19 protein-coding genes and 1 pseudogene are annotated in these 19985 nt (G+C 60.5%); 14 read left to right on the top strand and 6 right to left on the bottom strand.

The features are described 5' to 3' along the window. Positions 1–94: 94 nt before the first annotated feature. The 8 genes and pseudogenes from ACQKP4_RS24835 to tldD all read left to right on the top strand — a co-directional run. Positions 95–634 (top strand): annotated as a pseudogene (locus tag ACQKP4_RS24835) (rod shape-determining protein); the annotation flags it as partial. A 138-nt stretch (positions 635–772) separates the two neighbouring features. Continuing rightward, positions 773–1888, top strand: a complete 1116-nt coding sequence (mreC, locus tag ACQKP4_RS24830; RefSeq protein WP_427636473.1) for a rod shape-determining protein MreC — start codon at positions 773–775, stop codon at positions 1886–1888. Next, on the top strand, positions 1888–2379 hold the full coding sequence (gene mreD, locus ACQKP4_RS24825) for a rod shape-determining protein MreD (RefSeq protein WP_427636471.1): 492 nt from the start codon (positions 1888–1890) through the stop codon (positions 2377–2379). The genes mreC and mreD overlap by 1 nt, the downstream gene beginning before the upstream one ends. Positions 2380–2421: 42 nt before the next feature. Further along, a complete protein-coding gene (locus tag ACQKP4_RS24820; RefSeq protein ID WP_427636469.1) occupies positions 2422–3018 on the top strand; it encodes a Maf family protein in 597 nt (198 codons plus the stop codon). A 57-nt stretch (positions 3019–3075) separates the two neighbouring features. Then, positions 3076–4533 carry a ribonuclease G gene (gene rng, locus ACQKP4_RS24815; RefSeq protein WP_010463355.1) on the top strand — a complete coding sequence of 486 codons (1458 nt, stop codon included), beginning with the start codon at positions 3076–3078 and terminating at the stop codon, positions 4531–4533. Between the two features lie 75 nt (positions 4534–4608). After that, a complete protein-coding gene (locus tag ACQKP4_RS24810; protein ID WP_427636467.1) occupies positions 4609–8412 on the top strand; it encodes a YhdP family protein in 3804 nt (1267 codons plus the stop codon). Between the two features lie 70 nt (positions 8413–8482). Then, complete coding sequence (locus ACQKP4_RS24805) at positions 8483–9331, top strand: carbon-nitrogen hydrolase family protein (protein WP_427636465.1); 849 nt, start codon at positions 8483–8485, stop codon at positions 9329–9331. Positions 9332–9349: 18 nt separating this feature from the next. After that, positions 9350–10792 (top strand): metalloprotease TldD, encoded by a 1443-nt coding sequence (tldD, locus tag ACQKP4_RS24800; RefSeq protein ID WP_427636463.1) that lies wholly within the window; start codon positions 9350–9352, stop codon positions 10790–10792. A gap of 60 nt (positions 10793–10852) precedes the next feature. On the opposite strand, the gene yjgA is transcribed toward tldD, so the two are convergent. After that, a complete protein-coding gene (gene yjgA / locus ACQKP4_RS24795; protein WP_007901505.1) occupies positions 10853–11377 on the bottom strand; it encodes a ribosome biogenesis factor YjgA in 525 nt (174 codons plus the stop codon). A 108-nt stretch (positions 11378–11485) separates the two neighbouring features. Between yjgA and pmbA the strand changes: the two genes are divergently transcribed. From pmbA to ACQKP4_RS24765, 6 genes are all read left to right on the top strand, one after another. Further along, positions 11486–12832: a metalloprotease PmbA gene (pmbA, locus tag ACQKP4_RS24790; protein WP_427636461.1), complete on the top strand. Its 1347-nt coding sequence runs from the start codon at positions 11486–11488 to the stop codon at positions 12830–12832. A gap of 245 nt (positions 12833–13077) precedes the next feature. Beyond that, positions 13078–13485: a FagA protein gene (locus ACQKP4_RS24785; RefSeq protein WP_427636459.1), complete on the top strand. Its 408-nt coding sequence runs from the start codon at positions 13078–13080 to the stop codon at positions 13483–13485. Further along, a complete protein-coding gene (locus ACQKP4_RS24780; protein ID WP_427636458.1) occupies positions 13466–14842 on the top strand; it encodes a class II fumarate hydratase in 1377 nt (458 codons plus the stop codon). Before ACQKP4_RS24785 ends, ACQKP4_RS24780 begins: the two co-directional genes overlap by 20 nt. Positions 14843–14869: 27 nt before the next feature. Then, positions 14870–15298, top strand: coding sequence for a hypothetical protein (locus ACQKP4_RS24775; protein WP_427636457.1), 429 nt, complete (start codon positions 14870–14872; stop codon positions 15296–15298). A gap of 1 nt (position 15299) precedes the next feature. Next, positions 15300–15911, top strand: a complete 612-nt coding sequence (locus tag ACQKP4_RS24770; RefSeq protein ID WP_427636456.1) for a superoxide dismutase — start codon at positions 15300–15302, stop codon at positions 15909–15911. A gap of 30 nt (positions 15912–15941) precedes the next feature. Then, positions 15942–16835: a ZIP family metal transporter gene (locus tag ACQKP4_RS24765; RefSeq protein WP_427636454.1), complete on the top strand. Its 894-nt coding sequence runs from the start codon at positions 15942–15944 to the stop codon at positions 16833–16835. Positions 16836–16843: 8 nt separating this feature from the next. On the opposite strand, the gene ACQKP4_RS24760 is transcribed toward ACQKP4_RS24765, so the two are convergent. The 5 genes from ACQKP4_RS24760 to ACQKP4_RS24740 all read right to left on the bottom strand — a co-directional run. Then, positions 16844–17119 (bottom strand): HPr family phosphocarrier protein, encoded by a 276-nt coding sequence (locus ACQKP4_RS24760; protein WP_427636452.1) that lies wholly within the window; start codon positions 17117–17119, stop codon positions 16844–16846. A gap of 15 nt (positions 17120–17134) precedes the next feature. Beyond that, a complete protein-coding gene (gene rapZ, locus ACQKP4_RS24755) occupies positions 17135–17992 on the bottom strand; it encodes an RNase adapter RapZ (RefSeq protein ID WP_427636451.1) in 858 nt (285 codons plus the stop codon). Between the two features lie 2 nt (positions 17993–17994). Beyond that, positions 17995–18459, bottom strand: coding sequence for a PTS IIA-like nitrogen regulatory protein PtsN (gene ptsN, locus ACQKP4_RS24750; protein WP_427636449.1), 465 nt, complete (start codon positions 18457–18459; stop codon positions 17995–17997). A 12-nt stretch (positions 18460–18471) separates the two neighbouring features. Beyond that, positions 18472–18780 (bottom strand): ribosome hibernation-promoting factor, HPF/YfiA family, encoded by a 309-nt coding sequence (gene hpf, locus ACQKP4_RS24745; RefSeq protein ID WP_427636448.1) that lies wholly within the window; start codon positions 18778–18780, stop codon positions 18472–18474. 73 nt (positions 18781–18853) lie between these two features. Then, the coding region (locus ACQKP4_RS24740) for an RNA polymerase factor sigma-54 (protein WP_427636447.1) at positions 18854–19985 on the bottom strand (1132 nt) is incomplete at its 5' end.

The following is a 19985-nucleotide window of genomic DNA, read 5'->3' as shown; positions in this document are numbered from 1 at the left end:
CGCTGGCTCGCCAGCACAAGCTTCACCACCTATCAGCACACGAACAACAGGTAGCCCCATGAATTTCCAACTGACCCAAGAACAAGAAATGTTGGGTACCACTGAAATCGCGCTGATCTCCCTGAACGGTGTGGTTTATGCCGAATCCGTACGGGTTGGCGGCGACCGCTTCGACGAAGCGATCATCACCTACGTGCGTCGCAACTACGGCAGCCTGATCGGCGAGTCCACTGCCGAGCGCATCAAGCAGGAAATCGGTACAGCCTACCCGGGCGGCGAAGTACGTGAAGTCGACGTTCGTGGCCGTAACCTGGCTGAAGGCGTTCCACGCGCATTCACCCTGAACTCCAATGAAGTGCTGGAAGCTCTGCAAGAGTCCCTGGCCACCATCGTTCAGGCCGTGAAAAGCGCACTGGAGCAATCGCCTCCGGAGCTGGCTTCCGATATCGCCGAGCGCGGTCTGGTACTGACCGGTGGTGGCGCCTTGCTGCGTGACCTCGACAAGTTGCTGGCCCAGGAAACAGGTCTGCCGGTCATTGTTGCCGAAGACCCGCTGACTTGCGTAGCTCGCGGTGGTGGCCGTGCCCTGGAAATGATGGATAAACACACCATGGACCTGCTCTCCAGCGAATAAATCGTCGGGTGCATCTATGCTGTTGGCGCGCAGGCAGCACTTTGCAGTGCTGCCTGTTGGCGTTTATCTTCTGTCAGTCTGCATCCAGGCCGGTCTGCCGTATGAATAAACAAAACATTTGCCTGGGAGGAGCGGCTTATTAAACCGCTTTTCACCAAAGGCCCCTCACTGGGCGTGCGCGTATTAGTGCTGGTCGTGCTTTCGGTCGCGCTGATGGTGGTCGATGCCCGCTTCACACTGCTCAAGCCAGTGCGTAGCCAAATGTCGCTGGTGCTGATGCAGTCTTACTGGATCACCGACCTGCCGCAGCGGCTATGGCAGGGTGTGGCCAGCCAGTTTGGCAGCCGGACCGAGCTCGTCGCCGAAAACGAAAAACTCAAGACCGAAAACCTGCTATTGCAGGGGCGCATGCAAAAGCTTGCCGCCCTTACCGAGCAGAACGTTCGGCTGCGCGAGTTGCTCAATTCCTCGGCGTTGGTCAACGAGAAGGTCGAAGTGGCCGAGCTGATCGGCATGGACCCGAACCCGTTCACCCACCGCATCATCATCAATAAAGGTGAGCGCGACGGTGTGATCCTCGGTCAGCCGGTGCTCGATGCGCGCGGCCTGATGGGGCAGGTGGTCGAGTTGATGCCGTACACCTCGCGTGTGCTGCTGCTGACCGACACCACCCACAGCATTCCGGTGCAAGTGAATCGCAACGGGCTGCGGGCGATTGCCAGCGGCACCGGCAACCCGGAACGTCTGGAACTGCGCCACGTGGCCGACACTGCCGACATCAAGGAAGGCGATCTGCTGGTCAGCTCCGGCCTGGGTCAGCGCTTCCCGGCGGGTTACCCGGTGGCGACGGTCAAGGAAGTGATCCACGATTCCGGTCAGCCATTTGCCATTGTCCGCGCCGTGCCGACCGCCGCGTTGAACCGCAGCCGTTATTTGCTGCTGGTGTTCAGCGACGGCCGTACCGCCGAAGAACGCGCCAACGAAGCTGCCCAGGCTCAGGAGGCTCTGGACCAGCACGGCGGCGGGCCGATCATTCCGGCGACCGTGCCGAAACCGATCCCCGCGACCACGGCGGCACCCGCTGCTGCGCCGGCGGTCCCTGCGACCACGCCGGCCGCTGCCGCACCGGCACCGGCGACCCCGGCGACTCCGGTAAAACCCGCCCATCCTGCTGCTGCCGCTAAACCGCCGGCCGTCAAGCCTGCTGCCAAACCGCCTGTCTCTGCGCCGGCTGCCACTGGGGGACGAGAATAATGGTTGGTGCTACCGCATCCCGAAATGGCTGGATCGTCTGGCTGACGTTTGCCATCGGTCTGTTGCTCAGCGTTTCGCCGCTGCCGCAATTCATGGAAATCCTGCGCCCGCTATGGCTGGCGCTGCTGCTGGCGTTCTGGGCGCTGCAGATGCCGCAAAAAATCGGCATGGTCACCGCGTGGTGCCTGGGCCTGGCTGAAGACGTGCTCTACGGCACGCTGCTTGGGCAGAATGCATTGATTCTGACGTTGATCACCTTTCTGGTGTTGTCGCTACAGCAACGGTTGCGCATGTTCCCGATGTGGCAACAGTGCCTGGTTATTCTGGTGATTTTCGGCCTGGCGCAGCTTGTGCAACTGTGGCTCAGCGCCTTGACCGGCAATCGTCAGCCGACGCTGGCGCTGGTGCTGCCGGCCCTGGTCAGTGCCTTGCTCTGGCCGTGGATCAGCTACGGTTTGCGCGGTTTGCGTCGGCGCTACAAGATCACTTAATTCAGTGGGGCATTGGCCTGCACTAGACAGGGAGATGTCTTGATGAAACAGCTGTACCTCGCCTCAGGCTCGCCGCGTCGACGTGAACTGCTCACGCAGATCGGCGTGCCGTTCTCCGCCCTCAGTGCGGACATTGATGAAACCCCTTTGAACAACGAAACCCCTTCGGCCTATGTCGAGCGCCTGGCGCGTGGCAAGGCCGAGGCCGGGCGCGGCGCCGTCGTGTCCGCTGCTCCGTTCTGCGTGCTGGGCGCCGATACCGCCGTGGTGCTGGACGGAAAAATTCTCGGCAAGCCGGTTGATGAAGCTGACGCATGCGCCATGCTTAACCTGTTGTCGGGCCATGAACACGAAGTCCTGACCGCCATCGCGGTGCTCGACGGCGAGCGTTGCGAGTCTGTGGTGGTGCGCAGCCGGGTGCGTTTTCGCCCCATCAGCGCCCAGGAAGCGGCGGCCTATTGGGCCAGCGGCGAACCTCGCGACAAGGCGGGCGGCTATGGTATTCAAGGACTGGGCGCGGTGTTTGTCGCCGGGCTCGACGGCAGCTATTCGGCGGTGGTCGGATTGCCGCTGTGCGAAACCGCAGAACTGCTTGGCCATTTCGGCATACCCTGTTGGCAAACCCTTAACGCGCGCTGAGCGTCGTACTGACAAGATGCGGCCATTATCGTGAATATGCCTGAACGAGACCCTGCCATGAGTGAAGAGATCCTGATCAACATCACGCCGATGGAATCGCGCGTGGCGGTGGTTGAAAACGGTGTCCTGCAAGAGGTCCATGTCGAGCGCACGCAAAAGCGCGGGATCGTCGGCAACATCTATAAAGGCAAGGTCGTGCGGGTATTGCCGGGTATGCAGGCGGCGTTCGTCGATATCGGCCTGGACCGCGCTGCGTTCATTCACGCCTCGGAAATCTCCTTGCGTGAAGGGCCGGCGGTAGAAAGCATCAGCGCCCTTGTCCATGAAGGCCAGAGCCTGGTGGTGCAGGTCACCAAGGATCCGATCGGCTCCAAAGGCGCGCGCCTGACCACACAGCTGTCGATCCCGTCGCGCTATCTGGTGTACATGCCGCGCACCGCGCATGTCGGTATTTCGCTGAAAATCGAAGACGAAGCCGAGCGCGAACGTCTCAAGCAAGTGGTCACTGACTGCGTGGCCAAAGAAGGCATCAAGGAAGCCGGCGGCTTCATTCTGCGAACTGCCGCCGAAGGCGCCGGTGCCGATGAAATCCTCATGGACATCCGCTACCTGCGCCGGTTGTGGGACCAGATAAACGAACAGATCAAGACCATCGGCGCGCCGAGTGTGATCTACGAAGACCTTGGCCTCGCGTTGCGCACTCTGCGTGATCTGGTCAGCCCGAAGATCGAGAAAATCCGCATCGACTCCCGGGAAACGTTCCAGAAAACCACGCAGTTTGTCGCTGAACTGATGCCGGAGATTGCCGATCGTCTTGAGCATTACCCCGGCGAGCGACCGATTTTCGACCTGTACGGCGTCGAAGACGAAATTCAGAAAGCCCTGGAACGCAAAGTGCCGCTCAAGTCCGGCGGCTATCTGGTGGTTGATCCGGCGGAAGCCATGAGCACCATCGACGTCAACACCGGCGCGTTCGTCGGTCATCGCAACCTCGAAGAAACCATTTTCAAGACCAACCTCGAAGCCGCGACCGCCATCGCTCGCCAGCTGCGCCTGCGCAACCTCGGCGGGATCATCATCATCGACTTCATCGACATGGAAGACGAAGAGCACCAGCGACAGGTGCTGCGGACCCTGGAAAAACAGCTGGAACGCGATCACGCCAAGACCAATATCATCGGCATCACCGAGTTGGGCCTGGTGCAGATGACCCGCAAGCGCACCCGCGAAAGCCTTGAGCAAGTGCTGTGCGAGCCGTGCAGCAGCTGTCAGGGGCGCGGCAAGCTGAAGACCCCGGAAACGGTCTGCTACGAAATTTTCCGCGAAATCCTCCGCGAGGCACGTGCCTATCAAGCCGAAGGCTATCGTGTATTGGCGAACCAGAAAGTCGTCGACCGATTGCTCGATGAAGAATCGGGCAATGTCGCCGAACTGGAAGGGTTTATCGGACGCACTATTCGTTTTCAGGTAGAAACCATGTATTCCCAGGAACAATACGACGTGGTGCTGCTCTGAATCGCTGTGTTTCATCCTCACTAGAACGGCTGGCCTCAGCTTTTTGCAGTATTTTTGCCATGGGAGCCAACTGACATGGAACGTCTGACACGCATTTTGGCCGCATTGACCCGCTGGGGTCTGGGCCTGTGCGCGTTGGTATTGGTGTTGATGGCGTTGTACGTCAGCCTCGGCCGAGAGCTGACGCCGCTGGTGGCCGAATACCGTGCCGACATCGAAACCAAAGCCAGCGCGGCCTTGGGCATGCCGTTGCAGATCGGCAAGCTGGAAGGCAACTGGAGCGGTTTCGCCCCGATTCTGCTGGCGCATGACGTGACCGTCGGGGACGGCGTCAACGCCTTGCGGCTCGATCAGGTGCGCGCAGTGCCGGACCTGTGGGCCAGTCTTTTGGCGCGTGAAGTACGCCTCGCGCACCTGGAACTCAACGGTCTGAAGATCAGCCTCAAGGAAGGTGCCGACGGGCAGTGGGCGCTGGAAGGTTTGCCGGTGCAGCAGGACCAGCCAATGGATCCTGAGCAATTGCTCAATCGGCTGCAAATGGTCCAGCAACTGTCAGTGCTCGACAGCCAGGTGACCTTGCAACCGCAGAATCAAGCGCCGCTGACTCTGACTTACGTTGGCCTCAACCTGAAAGTCGGCGACTCCCGCCAGCGCCTCGACGCGCGGTTGACCCTGCCCGACGGTCAACCGGTCGCCCTGAGCGTGCGTACGCGCATTCGTGCCAGTGAATGGAAAGACGGAGCTGCCGAGGCCTATGTGAGCCTGCCGCAAAGTGACTGGTCGAAATGGCTGCCCGAACGGCTGACCCGGCAGTGGAATTTCTCCGAGATCAAGGCCGGTGGCGAGCTCTGGGCGAACTGGAGTGAGGGCGCGCTGCAAAGCGCCGCCATTCGCTTGAACGCCCCGCAGTTGAAAGGCGCGTATGCCGAGCGCAAGCCGATCCAGATCAACAACCTGGCGCTTAACGGTTACTTCCAGCGCAGTTCCGAAGGCCTGCTGGTCACCCTTGATTCGCTGGCCATGAATCTCGGCGAGACCCGCTGGGAATCGCACCTGCAACTGCAACAGACCGCCGCGACCGACAAGGCCGAAGAGCTGTGGCACCTGCAAGCCGATCGCCTCGACCTCACGCCGCTTACACCGCTATTAAACGCGTTGGGGCCGCTGCCCGAGGGCTTCGCCACCGTGGTGGACCGGCTGCAAGTCACCGGTGGATTGCGCAATGTATTGCTCGACCTGAAGCCCAATGCGACCGACGACAGCAAGTTCAGCTTTGCCGCCAACCTCGATCGTGTCGGCTTCAACGCCTATCACGGCGCACCGGCGGCGCGAAATGTCAGCGGCAGCATCAGCGGCAATCTGGGTGGCGGCGAGTTGCGCATGGACAGCAAGGATTTTGTCCTGCACCTGGACCCGATTTTCGCCAAGCCATGGCAATACATACAGGCCAATGCGCGCCTGACCTGGAAGCTCGACAAAGAAGGTTTCACCCTGATTGCGCCGTACCTGAAAGTGCTGGGCGAAGAGGGCAAGATTGCCGGCGACTTCCTGATCCGCCTGCATTTCGACCACGCCCAGGAAGACTACATGGACCTGCGGGTCGGCATGGTCGATGGCGACGGCAGATACACCGCCAAGTACCTGCCCGCCGTGCTCAGCCCGGCTCTCGATGAGTGGCTGCGCACGGCGATTCTCAAAGGCGCGGTGGACGAAGGTTTCTTCCAGTACCAGGGTTCGCTGAACCACGGCGCTGCGGATTCCGACCGCAGTATCAGCCTGTTCTTCAAGGTTCACGATGCCGAATTGGCGTTCCAGCCGGGCTGGCCGCATGTCAGCAAGGTGTCGGGCGACGTGTTTGTCGAAGACAGCGGCGTGCGGATTCTCGCCAGCAAGGGGCAGTTGCTCGACACTCAGGTCCGCGACATTTACGTCAATATTCCTCACGTGCCAACCGGGCAGAGCAGCCACTTGCTGCTTGACGGTGCGTTCGCCGGTGGCTTGGGTGACGGTCTGAAGATTTTGCAGCAAGCCCCGATCGGCACCGGCGAGACTTTCGCCCGCTGGGAGGGCGAGGGTGAACTGCAAGGCAAGTTGAAACTGGACATTCCGATGGTCAAGGGCGAGCAGCCGAAGATTCTGGTCGATTTCAAAACCGCCAAGGCGCGCCTGAAGTTACCGGAACCTGCGCTGGAGCTGACTCAGTTAAAGGGCGATTTCCGTTTCGACAGCAGCAAGGGACTGAGCGGGCAGAACATCAGCGCGCGCGCGTTCGATAAACCGGTCACCGCGCAGATTTTCGCCGATGGCAGCGTCGGCAATATCAAAACCCGTGTTACCGCGGCCGGTCAGGTCGAAGTGAAGAAACTCACTGACTGGCTGAAAGTGACTCAAGCATTGCCCGTGTCCGGTTTGATCCCGTATCAGTTGCAACTGAACCTTGATGGCGCGAACAGCCAGTTGACGGTTAATTCCAGCCTCACAGGCGTGGCGGTCGATTTGCCGGCGCCGTTCGGCATGGCGGCGGATGTGGGGCGCAACACCTCGTTCCGCATGACCCTTCAGGGCGCGGAACGGCGCTATTGGTTCAATTACGGCGACGTGGCGAGTTTCACCTTTGCCGCGCCGCCCGGCAACTTTGCCGAAGGTCGTGGCGAGCTGTTCCTGGGCGTCGGCGACGCGGTATTGCCCACTGCCAACGGTTTGCGAGTGCGCGGCGTGCTGTCCGAACTGGATGTCGGACCGTGGAAAGCGCTGGTGGACAAGTATGCCGGGCAGGATCCTGGCGGCAGCGCGAAGCAATTGCTCAGCAGCGCAGACTTCAAGGTCGGCAAGCTCAGCGGTTTGGGCACCACGCTCGATCAGGCGTCGGTGCAACTCAATCGCAAACCCGCCGCGTGGGCCTTGCAACTCGACAGCCAGCAAGCCAAGGGCACGGTCGCTATCCCGGACGCCAAAGGCGCGCCGATCGTGATCGATCTGCAAACCGTGCGTTTGCCGGCTCCGGACCCGACGGTGCTGGCCGACGAGAATTCGCCCGATCCGCTGGCCGACGTCGACCCGACGAAGATCCCGGCGCTCGATATCACAATCAATCAGCTGTACCAGGGCCAGGATCTGGTGGGCGCGTGGTCGCTCAAAGTTCGCCCGACCGCCAAAGGTATCGCCTTGAACACGCTGGACATGGGCCTCAAAGGCATTCTGTTGCAGGGCAATGGCGGTTGGGAAGGTGCGCCGGGCAGCTCCAGCAGCTGGTACAAGGGCCGGATCAGCGGCAAGAATCTGGCCGATGTGTTGAAGGGCTGGGGCTTTGCACCGAGCGTCACCAGCGAAGAGTTTCACATGGATGTCGACGGCCGCTGGCCCGGTTCGCCGGCCTGGCTGGCCACCAAACGTTTCTCGGGGACGCTCGATGCGTCACTGAACAAAGGTCAGTTTGTCGAAGTCGAGGGCGGCGCTCAGGCATTGCGGGTGTTTGGCTTGCTCAACTTCAACTCCATCGGCCGGCGCTTGCGGCTGGACTTTTCCGACCTGTTCGGCAAAGGCTTGAGCTACGACCGGGTCAAGGGGCTGCTGGTTGCGACCAACGGGGTTTACGTGACTCGTGCGCCGATCCGGATGACCGGTCCGTCGAGCAACCTCGAACTCAATGGCACGCTGGATCTGGTGGGCGATCAGGTCGATGCGAAACTGCTGGTGACCTTGCCAGTCACCAATAACCTGCCGATTGCGGCGCTAATTGTCGGCGCCCCGGCCATTGGCGGTGCGTTGTTCCTGATCGACAAATTGATCGGTGACCGCGTGGCCCGTTTCGCCAGCGTGAAGTACACGGTCAAAGGCCCGTGGAAAGATCCGAAAATCACCTTCGACAAACCTTTCTGACGCGCTTTTTCTAAAACCACGTCTCGGGCCGATGGAGTAGCATGGCCTCCTAGCCATCAAGGAGCGCGCCATGTCTGTAGCGGTGATTCAAATGGTCAGCCAGAGCGATGTGCTGGCCAATCTGGCCCAGGCCCGTCGGCTGCTCGAGCAGGCCGCAACCGCAGGCGCCAGGCTTGCCGTGCTGCCGGAAAACTTCGCCGCCATGGGCCGTCGCGACATCGCCGACATCGGCCGCGCCGAGGCTTCAGGCGAAGGTCCGATCCTGCCATGGTTGAAACAGACCGCCCTCGACCTCAAGTTATGGATAGTCGCCGGCACGTTGCCGTTGCCACCGGCCGGCCAGCCGCTGGCAAAAGTGCATGCCTGCTCGCTGCTGGTGAATGAATACGGCGAAACCGTTGCACGGTATGACAAGCTGCACCTGTTCGACGTCGATGTGGCGGACAATCGCGGGCGTTATCGCGAATCCGATGACTATGCTTACGGCAGCGGCGTGGTCGTCGCCGACACACCGGTCGGTCGGGTTGGCCTGACGGTGTGTTACGACCTGCGTTTCCCGGAGCTGTACAGCGAATTGCGGGTTGCCGGTGCGCAGTTGATCACCGCGCCGTCGGCCTTTACTGCCGTGACCGGTGCGGCGCATTGGGATGTACTGATTCGCGCACGGGCCATCGAGACCCAGTGTTATGTGCTCGCGGCCGCCCAGGGTGGCACCCATCCGGGGCCGCGAGAGACTTACGGACATGCCGCCATCGTCGACCCATGGGGACGCGTGCTGGCGCAACAGGATCAAGGCGAGGCCGTGCTGCTGGCCGAACGCGATAGCAGCGAACAGGCGTCCATCCGGGCGCGGATGCCGGTGTCCAGTCACCGGCGCTTTTTCTCGCAGGGCGCCCAGCGACCTGCCTCAGAACGATGAATTTAAGGCGTAAAGCATATGAGCGAGTTGTTGTCCTCAGTCAGTGACCACCTGTTAGCGCCCGGCGGCGTGACGATCGAGAGCCTGCAAAGTGTGCTCGGCGATCTGGCCGGCCCGGGCATCGATGCCGCCGACCTGTATTTCCAGGGCCAGATTTCCGAGTCCTGGGCGCTGGAAGACGGGATCGTCAAGGAAGGCAGCTTCAACCTCGACCAGGGTGTTGGCGTGCGTGCGCAATCGGGTGAAAAAACCGGTTTTGCCTACAGCAATGCGATCACGCTGGAAGCCTTGGGCGCTGCGGCGCGTGCCGCTCGTTCGATTTCCCGCGCCGGGCAAAATGGCACCGTGCAAGCCTTCACCTCCCAGGATGTCACCCAGTTGTACGGGCCGGACAATCCGCTGGAAGTGCTGACCCGCGCCGAGAAGGTTGACCTGCTCAAGCGCATCGACGTCGCGACTCGAGCCCTCGATCCGCGTATCCAGCAAGTGACCGTGAGCATGGCCGGGGTGTGGGAGCGCATCCTCGTCGCTTCGACCGATGGCAGCCTGGCGGCGGATGTTCGTCCGCTGGTGCGCTTCAACGTCAGCGTGATCGTCGAGCAGAATGGCCGCCGCGAGCGCGGTGGTCATGGCGGCGGCGGTCGTACCGATTACCGTTACTTCCTCGCCGAGGATCGCGCCATGGGCTATGCCCGTGAAGCGTTGCGTCAGGCGCTGGTCAATCTTGAAGCGATTCCTGCACCGGCCGGCACGTTGCCGGTGGTGCTGGGGTCGGGCTGGTCTGGCGTGCTGTTGCACGAAGCGGTCGGCCACGGTCTGGAAGGCGATTTCAACCGCAAGGGCAGCTCGGCTTATAGCGGGCGGATGGGCGAAATGGTTGCATCCAAGCTCTGCACTATCGTCGATGACGGCACGCTGGCCGGTCGCCGTGGCTCGCTGAGCGTCGACGACGAAGGCACACCGACCGAGTGCACCACGCTGATCGAAAACGGCGTCCTCAAAGGCTATATGCAGGACAAGCTCAATGCGCGCCTGATGGGCGTGGCCCGCACCGGTAACGGTCGTCGTGAGTCGTACGCGCACCTGCCGATGCCCCGGATGACCAACACCTACATGTTGGCGGGCGAAAGCGATCCGGCGGAAATCATCGCCTCGGTGAAGCGCGGTATCTACTGCGCCAACCTCGGCGGCGGCCAGGTGGACATCACCAGTGGCAAGTTCGTGTTCTCCACCAGCGAGGCGTACCTGATCGAAGATGGCAAGATCACCGCGCCGGTCAAAGGCGCAACGTTGATCGGCAATGGTCCCGAAGCGATGAGCAAGGTGTCGATGGTCGGCAACGATCTGTCGCTGGACAGCGGCGTGGGGACGTGCGGCAAGGATGGGCAGTCGGTGCCGGTCGGTGTCGGCCAGCCAACGCTGAAAATCGATGCGATCACTGTGGGTGGCACAGGATCTTGAGCGGCTCTTGAAAAAGTGAAGCTTTGGGTGAACCGCTTGGCGGCTCACCCAAGAAGGGACTTAACGCAGACCGCGTTGAGTCTCGTCCAGCTCACGGATGTACTTGAAGATTTTACGGCTCGATGCCGGTGGCTTGTTGGTCGCCAATTCGTGCTGGGCCTGACGGATCAGGGAGCGCAATTGCTGACGGTCAGCCTCCGGGTAGTCGAGCACGAACTTCTCCAGGACTGCATCGTCGCCCGCGATCAAGCGATCGCGCCAGCGTTCCAGGCCATGGAAACGTTCGTTGTACTGCCGGGTGGAGGCATCGAGTTGATCGAGCAACGTGAGAATCGCGTCAGTGTCCTGATCGCGCATCAGTTTGCCGATGAACATCAGATGCCGTTTACGCGCGATATTCGCGGTGTGCTTCGGCGCATCGGCCAAGGCCCGGCGCATAGCGTCGGTCAACGGCAGTTTTGCCAGCAGGTCAGGCTTGAGTGTTGTAAGGCGCTCGCCGAGGTCAACCAGAGCATGCAGCTCGCGTTTAACCTGGGATTTGCTTTTTTCTCCCGTATCGAGGGAGTCGTCGTAAGAATCAACCATGGTGGCCGTCCGCAAAGAAACGCCGCCATGATAACCAGTCGGGGGCCGCTTGTCCGGCCCGGTCGCTCGAAGGCCCTAGCCGAAAGCAGAATTTGAGTGGAGAACAGCATGAGTGCAGTTGAAAGCGTCGGCCCACAAGCGTTGCCGGCACTGCAGGAACAAGTCGAGCAGATCATCGCTGAAGCCCGGCGCCAGGGTGCCAGTGCCTGTGAAGTGGCGGTGTCGCTGGAGCAGGGCCTGTCCACTTCCGTGCGTCAGCGCGAAGTCGAAACCGTCGAATTCAATCGTGATCAGGGCTTTGGCATCACCTTGTACGTTGGCCAGCGCAAGGGTTCGGCCAGCACTTCGGCCAGTGGTCCCGAGGCGATTCGTGAAACGGTCGCGGCCGCATTGGCCATCGCCAAGCACACCTCTGAAGACGAAGCCTCGGGCCTGGCAGATGCCGCGTTGATGGCCAAGGATCTGCAGGATTTCGACATGTTCCACCAGTGGGACATAACCCCGGAACAAGCCATCGAGATGGCCTTGAGCTGCGAAGCGGCGGCATTTGACACCGATAGCCGAATCAAGAACGCCGACGGCACCACCCTCAGCACGCATCAGGGCTGTCGCGTTTACGGCAACAGCCATGGTTTTATCGGCGGCTACGCGTCGACCCGGCACAGCCTGAGTTGCGTGATGATTGCCGAGGCCGAAGGGCAGATGCAGCGCGACTACTGGTACGACGTGAGCCGCCAGGGCAATTTGTTGGCCGACCCGGTGAGCATTGGCCAGCGTGCCGCGCAACGGGCGGCGGCCCGACTGGGTGCGCGCCCCGTGCCGACCTGCGAAGTGCCCGTGCTGTTTTCCGCAGAACTGGCCGGTGGTTTGTTCGGCAGTTTCCTCTCGGCGGTTTCCGGCGGCAGTCTGTACCGCAAGTCGTCGTTCCTGGAAGGTACGCTGGGGCAGAAACTGTTCCCGGAATGGTTGACCATCGATGAGCGTCCGCATCTGATGCGCGCGATGGGCAGTTCGGCGTTCGACGGCGATGGCCTGGCGACCTATGCGAAACCGTTCGTCGAAAAAGGCGAGTTGGTGTCCTACATTCTCGGCACCTATTCCGGTCGTAAACTCGGCATGCCGAGCACCGCCAATGCTGGCGGCGTGCACAACCTGTTCGTCACCCATGGCGATGAAGATCAAGCGGCGTTGCTGCGCCGTATGGGACGCGGTTTGCTGGTGACCGAATTGATGGGGCAGGGCCTGAACATGGTGACCGGTGATTATTCGCGCGGTGCGGCGGGTTACTGGGTCGAGAACGGTGAAATCCAGTTCGCGGTCCAGGAAGTGACCATCGCCGGCAACATGCGCGACATGTTCAAACAGATCGTTGCGGTCGGTAATGACCTGGAGTTGCGCAGCAACATTCGCACAGGTTCGGTACTGATTGAGCGGATGACCGTGGCCGGTAGCTAACCCGCACCGTTACACAAAAGGCGCGCCACCCGATTGGGGGGCGCGCCTTTTTTATGCGCCATACACCGACCCTGTGGGAGCGGGCTTGCTCGCGAATGCGGTGGATCAGTCGCCATGTTTTCCGGCTGATCAACCGCATTCGCGAGCAAGCCCGCTCCCACAATGAACCTCATCCATTTTGTCGGGGTTGTTTTGGTTCTCATTATCATCTAATAATAAATCTCATTACCGAATGAGCCCGGATCATGAGTTCTGCCTTGCACGAGCAGCCTTACCTCGAAAGCTGGCGCTGGATGAGTCGCCAGATCCGTTGCGCGATGTCCCCCGACGAGCCACGCCTGATCGACCACTACCTGGCTGAAGGCCGGTATCTGGCGTGTTGCACGGCCACCTCTCCCTGGACCATTGCCGAAACCTCCTTCCGTTTACTGCTCGACACCGCCGCCGACGTCGCGCTGCCCTGGCACTGGCGCACCTATTGCCTGGATCAGGCATGGCGCCCGTTGCGCGAACTCGAACGCCTCTCTCTGTGCAAATGCCGCCTCAAACGCTGGCAAAGCTACACCTGGCAACTGGCGACGTGCGAGTTGCAGCCTTCGATTCCTCTCATAGAACTGGTGCAAGGATTTACTGATGACCAAGACACGCATTGAACGCGACAGCATGGGCGAGCTTCAGGTCCCGGTGGACGCGCTCTATGGCGCGCAAACCCAACGCGCGGTGGATAACTTCCCGATCAGCGGCAAACCGATGCCGGTGCAGTTCATTCGCTCGCTGATCCTGGCCAAGGCAGCCGCCGCACGCGCCAACGTCGAGCTCAAGCAAATCAGCGAAGCCCAGGGCAATGCCATCGTCGATGCGGCACTCGACCTGCTGAATAGCGACTTCATGCAGCACTTCCCGGTGGATATTTTCCAGACCGGCTCGGGCACCAGTTCGAACATGAATGCCAACGAAGTGATCGCCACCTTGGCCAGCCGTGTGCTCGGTGAACCGGTCAACCCCAACGATCACGTCAACTGCGGGCAGAGCAGCAACGACATCATCCCGACCACCATCCATGTCAGCGCCGCGCTGGCGTTGCACGAGCAGTTACTGCCGGCGCTGTTGCGCCTGGTTCAGGTGATCGAACTCAAGGCCGGGCAGGTGCATCACCATGTCAAAACCGGGCGCACGCATTTGATGGACGCCATGCCGGTGCGCATGAGCCAGGTGCTGAATGGTTGGGCGCAACAACTCAAGGCCAACATCGGCCACCTGCACGATTTGCTGCCAAGTCTGCAATCGCTGGCGCAGGGCGGTACGGCGGTGGGCACCGGGATCAATGCGCATCCCGAGTTCGCGGCGCGGTTCAGCCAGCACCTGAGCGAGCTGACTCACGTTCAATTCCAGCCGGGCAAGAATCTGTTTGCGCTGATCGGCTCCCAGGACACTGCCGTCGCCGTCTCCGGGCAACTCAAAGCCACGGCGGTTTCGCTGATGAAAATCGCCAACGACCTGCGCTGGATGAACTCCGGCCCGCTGGCAGGCCTCGGTGAAATCGAACTTGAAGCCTTGCAGCCGGGCTCCTCGATCATGCCGGGCAAAGTCAACCCGGTGATCCCGGAAGCCACTGCCATGGTCGCGGCCCAGGTGATCGGCAACGACACGGTCATCACCATCGCCGGTCAGTCGGGCAATTTCGAACTGAACGTGATGTTGCCGATCATCGCCCAGAACCTGTTGAGCAGCATCGAGTTGCTGGCCAACTCCAGCCATCTGCTGGGGGAGAAAGCCATCGCCACGTTCAAGGTCAACGAGTCACGGATCAAAGAGGCGCTGTCGCGCAACCCGATCCTGGTCACCGCCCTGAACCCGATCATTGGTTACCAAAAAGCCGCTGAAATCGCCAAGAAGGCCTATCAACAAGGCCGGCCGGTGATCGATGTCGCACTGGAACACACCGACCTGACACGCAGCCAACTGGAAGAATTACTCAATCCGGAAAAGCTCACCGCAGGCGGCGTGTAATCACCGCAACCGCTTTGGAGGCACACCATGGAGCACTGGAAACGCACGATCGAAAGAGCAAATCGCTGTTTCATGCTGGGCGAATACGTCGATGCTCGCGAGGCTTACTTGCAGGCCTTGGCCCTGGCCCAGGTGTTGTTCGAGCGCTGGCCGGATGCCGACGAAGCGGTGGCGGCTTGCGTGATTTCCCATCACAACCTGGCGGACCTGCATCTGCGCCTGAATCAGCCGGAGGAGAGCGCCGAGTATTTGTGCGCGATCCATCAACGGCTATTGCAGACCATGCAGGACCCACGTCTGGCGCCAGCACTGCGCGATGCCGCACTGCGCCAGAGCAGCAAGACTTACGTCGAACTGCTGAATTTCATCAGTGAACACGGCGAATACCCGCGCACCCATCGCCTGCTGCACATCGATGCAGCCTCGCCTGCGCCTCAACATTACGGAGTCCATTGAAATGGCTTTTAACTTGCCTGCCCTGCCTTACGCCTACGATGCCCTGGAACCGCATATCGATGCGCAGACCATGGAAATCCATTACACCAAGCACCACCAGACTTACATCAACAACCTCAACGCCGCGGTCGAGGGCACTGAATATGCCGAATGGCCTGTGGAGAAACTGGTATCGGCCGTTCAGCAATTGCCAGAAAAACTTCGGGCAGCGGTCGTCAACCAGGGTGGCGGACACGCCAACCATTCGTTGTTCTGGGAAGTCATGGCGCCCAACGGCGGCGGCAATCCGGAGGGCGCGCTGGCCAAGGCCATCGATGAGCAACTGGGTGGCTTGAACAGTTTCAAGGACGCCTTCACCAAAGCCGCGCTGACCCGTTTCGGCAGCGGCTGGGCCTGGTTGAGCGTGACACCGCAAAAGACCCTGATCGTTGAAAGCAGTGGCAACCAGGACAGCCCGTTGATGAACGGCAATACGCCGATCCTGGGGCTGGACGTCTGGGAGCACGCGTATTACCTGCGTTACCAGAACCGTCGCCCGGAATACATCAATGCGTTCTACAACGTGATCAATTGGCCTGAAGTCGCTGCGCGCTATCAGGCTGCGCTGGTTTAAGTCTCTTATAAAAACAATCCAAGGCTGACTATGGGCACTGAAACACTGGCGATCGGAAGTGGACGGATGTTTCGTTACGCATTGGGATCGCTATTACTGCTGGCGGGCATAACGTTGCTGGTCAGCCACGGTCTGGCGTGGCTGGACCTCGAGCCAAGACTGTCGCGCGCGCTGCAGGGCGGGGCGATTTGCGCCTTGGGCACCGCGCTGGGGGCGGTGCCGGTGCTGGTGATCCGGCAAATGCCGCAGCGGGTGAGCGATACCTTGCTCGGTTTCGGTGCTGGAGTGATGCTCGCCGCGACCGCGTTTTCGCTGATCGTGCCGGGTATTTCCGCCGCTGAAAGCCTGGGGCTGACGCCGTGGGCGGCCAGTGGTCTGATCAGCTTCGGCATCATGCTCGGCGCGTTCGGATTATTTCTGGTGGATCGCAAGGTGTCTGGCGCATCCCCTGAAATGCTCGTCGGGACTCTTGAACGGCCGGTGATTCCACCGCGAATCTGGTTGTTTGTGTTTGCGATCATTGCGCACAACATTCCTGAAGGCATGGCCGTCGGCGTCTCGGCTGGCGGCGGAATGCCCGACGCTGACAGCCTGGCGATGGGTATCGCGTTGCAGGATGTACCGGAAGGCCTGGTGATTGCATTGGTGCTGGCAGGGGCCGGGATGTCCCGGGTCAAGGCGTTCCTGATCGGTGCGGCGTCAGGTCTGGTCGAGCCGGTCTTTGCGCTGTTGTGCGCGTGGCTGGTGAGTCTGGCCGAGATGTTGTTGCCGTTAGGGCTGGCGCTGGCGGCGGGGGCAATGCTGCTGGTGGTGACTCACGAAATCATCCCTGAGTCGCGACGCAATGGTCACGACAAGCTGGCCAGCCTTGGCTTGCTGACAGGGTTTTGTTTGATGATGGTGATGGATACGGCACTTGCTTGAGCAAGTGCTTAACCACCTTCACCGAAGTAGTCGTTGATCAGGTTCACCAATGCCTGCAAGGCTTCGTCCGCCTGCTCCCCTTCGGTGCTCAGGTGGATGATCGTACCTTTGCCGGCAGCGAGCATCATCATGGCCATGATGCTTTTTCCGTCTACCATCGACTCGGGATTACGTCCGACGCGGATCGTGCAATCCTTGAACTCGCCGGCAACGCCAACGAATTTTGCAGAAGCGCGGGCATGCAGCCCGAGCTTGTTGATGATTTCGATTTCCAGAGCAGGCATCGCGATGTGAATCCTTTAGCTGAGGTCGCGGTGGCGAACCTGGACGTTCTTCAGGGATTGTTGCAGAACCTGGCCCAGACGTTCGGTCAGGTAGACGGAGCGGTGGTGCCCGCCGGTGCAGCCAATGGCGATGGTGACATAGGCACGGTTGCTTGCGGCAAAACGTGGCAGCCACTTGAGCAGGTACGAGGAGATGTCCTGGAACATTTCCTCTACATCAGGCTGTGCCGCCAGGTATTCGGCCACCGGCTGATCAAGCCCGGACTGGGCGCGCAATTCCGGCTTCCAGTAAGGATTGGGCAGGCAGCGAACGTCGAACACCAGGTCAGCGTCCACCGGCATGCCACGCTTGAATCCAAATGACTCGACCAGGAATGCCGTACCGGCTTCCGGCTGGTTCAGCAACCGCAGCTTGATGGTGTCGCGCAGCTGGTAGAGGTTCAGGTTGGTGGTGTTGATTTTCAGATCGGCCAGATCGGCAATAGGCCCCAGCAGGTTGCTCTCGTCCTCAATGGCCTCGGCCAACGAACGGTTGGCGGTGCTCAGCGGATGACGGCGGCGTGTTTCGGAAAAGCGCTTGAGCAGGGTTTCTTCGTCGGCATCCAGATACAGCACGTCGCATTTGATGTGCCGGCTGCGGACCTCTTCCAGCAGTTCGGGAAACCGCGAAAGGTGGCTCGGCAGGTTGCGCGCATCGATGGACACGGCGACCAGCGGTTGTGCCAGTTCGGTATGAATCAGTGCGCGTTCGGCGAGTTCAGGCAGCAGGCCGGCCGGCAAGTTGTCGATGCAGTAAAAACCGTTGTCCTCAAGCACATCAAGAACAGTACTTTTACCTGAGCCGGAGCGGCCGCTGACGATAATCAAGCGCATGATTAGTGACCGTTTTGCTCGTCCAGGACGACCTGATACAAGGCTTCGTTGCTCGGGGCGCTGCGCAGTCGATCACGGACTTCCTTGCGATCAAGCATGCTGGCGATCTGGCGGAGCAGTTCCAGGTGCGCATCGGTAGCCGCCTCCGGGACCAGCAGTACGAACAGCAGGTCAACCGGTGCGCCGTCGATGGCGTCGAAATCGATGGGAGCGTCGAGGTGCATCAAGGCGCTGATGGGCGAGGTGCAGCCCTTCAGGCGACAGTGAGGGATGGCGATGCCGTTGCCAAAACCGGTCGAGCCGAGTTTTTCACGGGCAATCAAAGCCTCGAAGACATCTTGCATCTCCAGATCCGGCACTTCCCGGGCGATCAGGTTGGCAATTTGTTCGAGGGCTTTCTTTTTGCTGCCGCCCGGCACGTTCACGAGCGAACGGCCGGGGGTCAGGATGTTTTCAAGTCGGATCATGGGTTGGGAGTGTTAACGACCGGTCGCGCCCTGGAGGAGCTCTTGGGTCTTTTCCTTATGCTTTTTGAGTTGGCGATCCAGCTTGTCGGTCAGTAGGTCAATGGCGGCATACATGTCGGTATGCTCGGCATTGGCGACCACTTCTCCGCCGGAAATATGCAGGGTGGCTTCGATTTTCTGCTTGAGCTTTTCGACGCACATCGTGACTTGCACATTGGTGATCTTGTCGAAATGCCGCTCTAATCGGTCGAGTTTTTCGCCGATATAAGCGCGCAGGGGTTCGGTCACTTCCAGCTGGTGTCCACTGATGTTGACTTGCATACAGCTTCTCCTTCGTTGCCAGTGCATAAAGCGGTAGATCAGATGATCTACCACTGGAACGCTGTGGCGTGGCTTACATCAACCGCTTGCGTTCGCTCGAAGGCGCGATCCCGAGGGATTCGCGGTACTTGGCGACGGTGCGGCGAGCCACCTGAATGCCTTGTGCCTCCAGTAAACCAGCGATCTTGCTGTCACTCAACGGCTTTTTCTGATTTTCCGCGGCGACCAGTTTTTTGATGATCGCGCGGATCGCTGTGGACGAGCATTCGCCGCCTTCGGAGGTGCTGACATGGCTGGAGAAAAAGTATTTCAGTTCATATATGCCCCGAGGGGTGTGCATGAATTTCTGCGTGGTCACCCGTGAAATCGTCGACTCGTGCATGCCGACCGCTTCGGCGATGTCATGCAGGACCAACGGTTTCATGGCTTCGTCGCCATACTCCAGGAAGCCGCGCTGATGCTCGACGATCTGGGTGGCAACTTTCATCAGGGTTTCGTTACGGCTTTGCAGGCTCTTGATGAACCAGCGGGCTTCCTGCAACTGGTTGCGCATGAAGGTATTGTCGGCGCTGGTGTCGGCGCGGCGCACGAAACCGGCGTATTGCGCGTTGACCCGCAACCGTGGCACCGATTCCTGATTCAGTTCGACCAGCCAGCGCTCGTTGTCCTTGCGCACGATCACGTCTGGCACGACATATTCGGCTTCGCTGGACTCGATTTGTGAGCCAGGACGCGGATTGAGGCTCTGTACGAGCTCGATGACCTGGCGCAGTTCATCTTCCTTGAGCTTCATACGGCGCATCAGCTGGCTGTAATCACGACCGCCAAGCAGGTCGATGTAATCGCTGACCAGTCGCTTGGCCTCGGCCAGCCAAGGGGTCTTGGCCGGCAGCTGGCGCAATTGCAGCAGCAGGCATTCGCCCAAGTTGCGAGCGCCAATACCGGCTGGTTCGAATTGCTGGATGCGGTGCAGGACGGCTTCGATTTCGTCCAGTTCGATGTCCAGTTCCGGGTCGAAGGCTTCGAGGATTTCCTCGAGGGTTTCGTCCAGGTAGCCCTGATTGTTGATGCAATCGATCAGGGTGACGGCGATCAGGCGATCGGTGTCGGCGCCCACTTGGACGCCACCGTCGTTCTGTCCCGTGACATCGCCTCCCTGGGTATCTACCCGGCGGTCGATCCACTCGACTCGACTTCGCGTCAGC

It is taken from the genome of Pseudomonas sp. NPDC086278 (genome assembly GCF_050280905.1).
GTDB lineage: Bacteria > Pseudomonadota > Gammaproteobacteria > Pseudomonadales > Pseudomonadaceae > Aquipseudomonas.
Note: the sequence above shows the minus strand (reverse complement) of the source record. Positions and strands in the feature narration are given on the sequence as shown.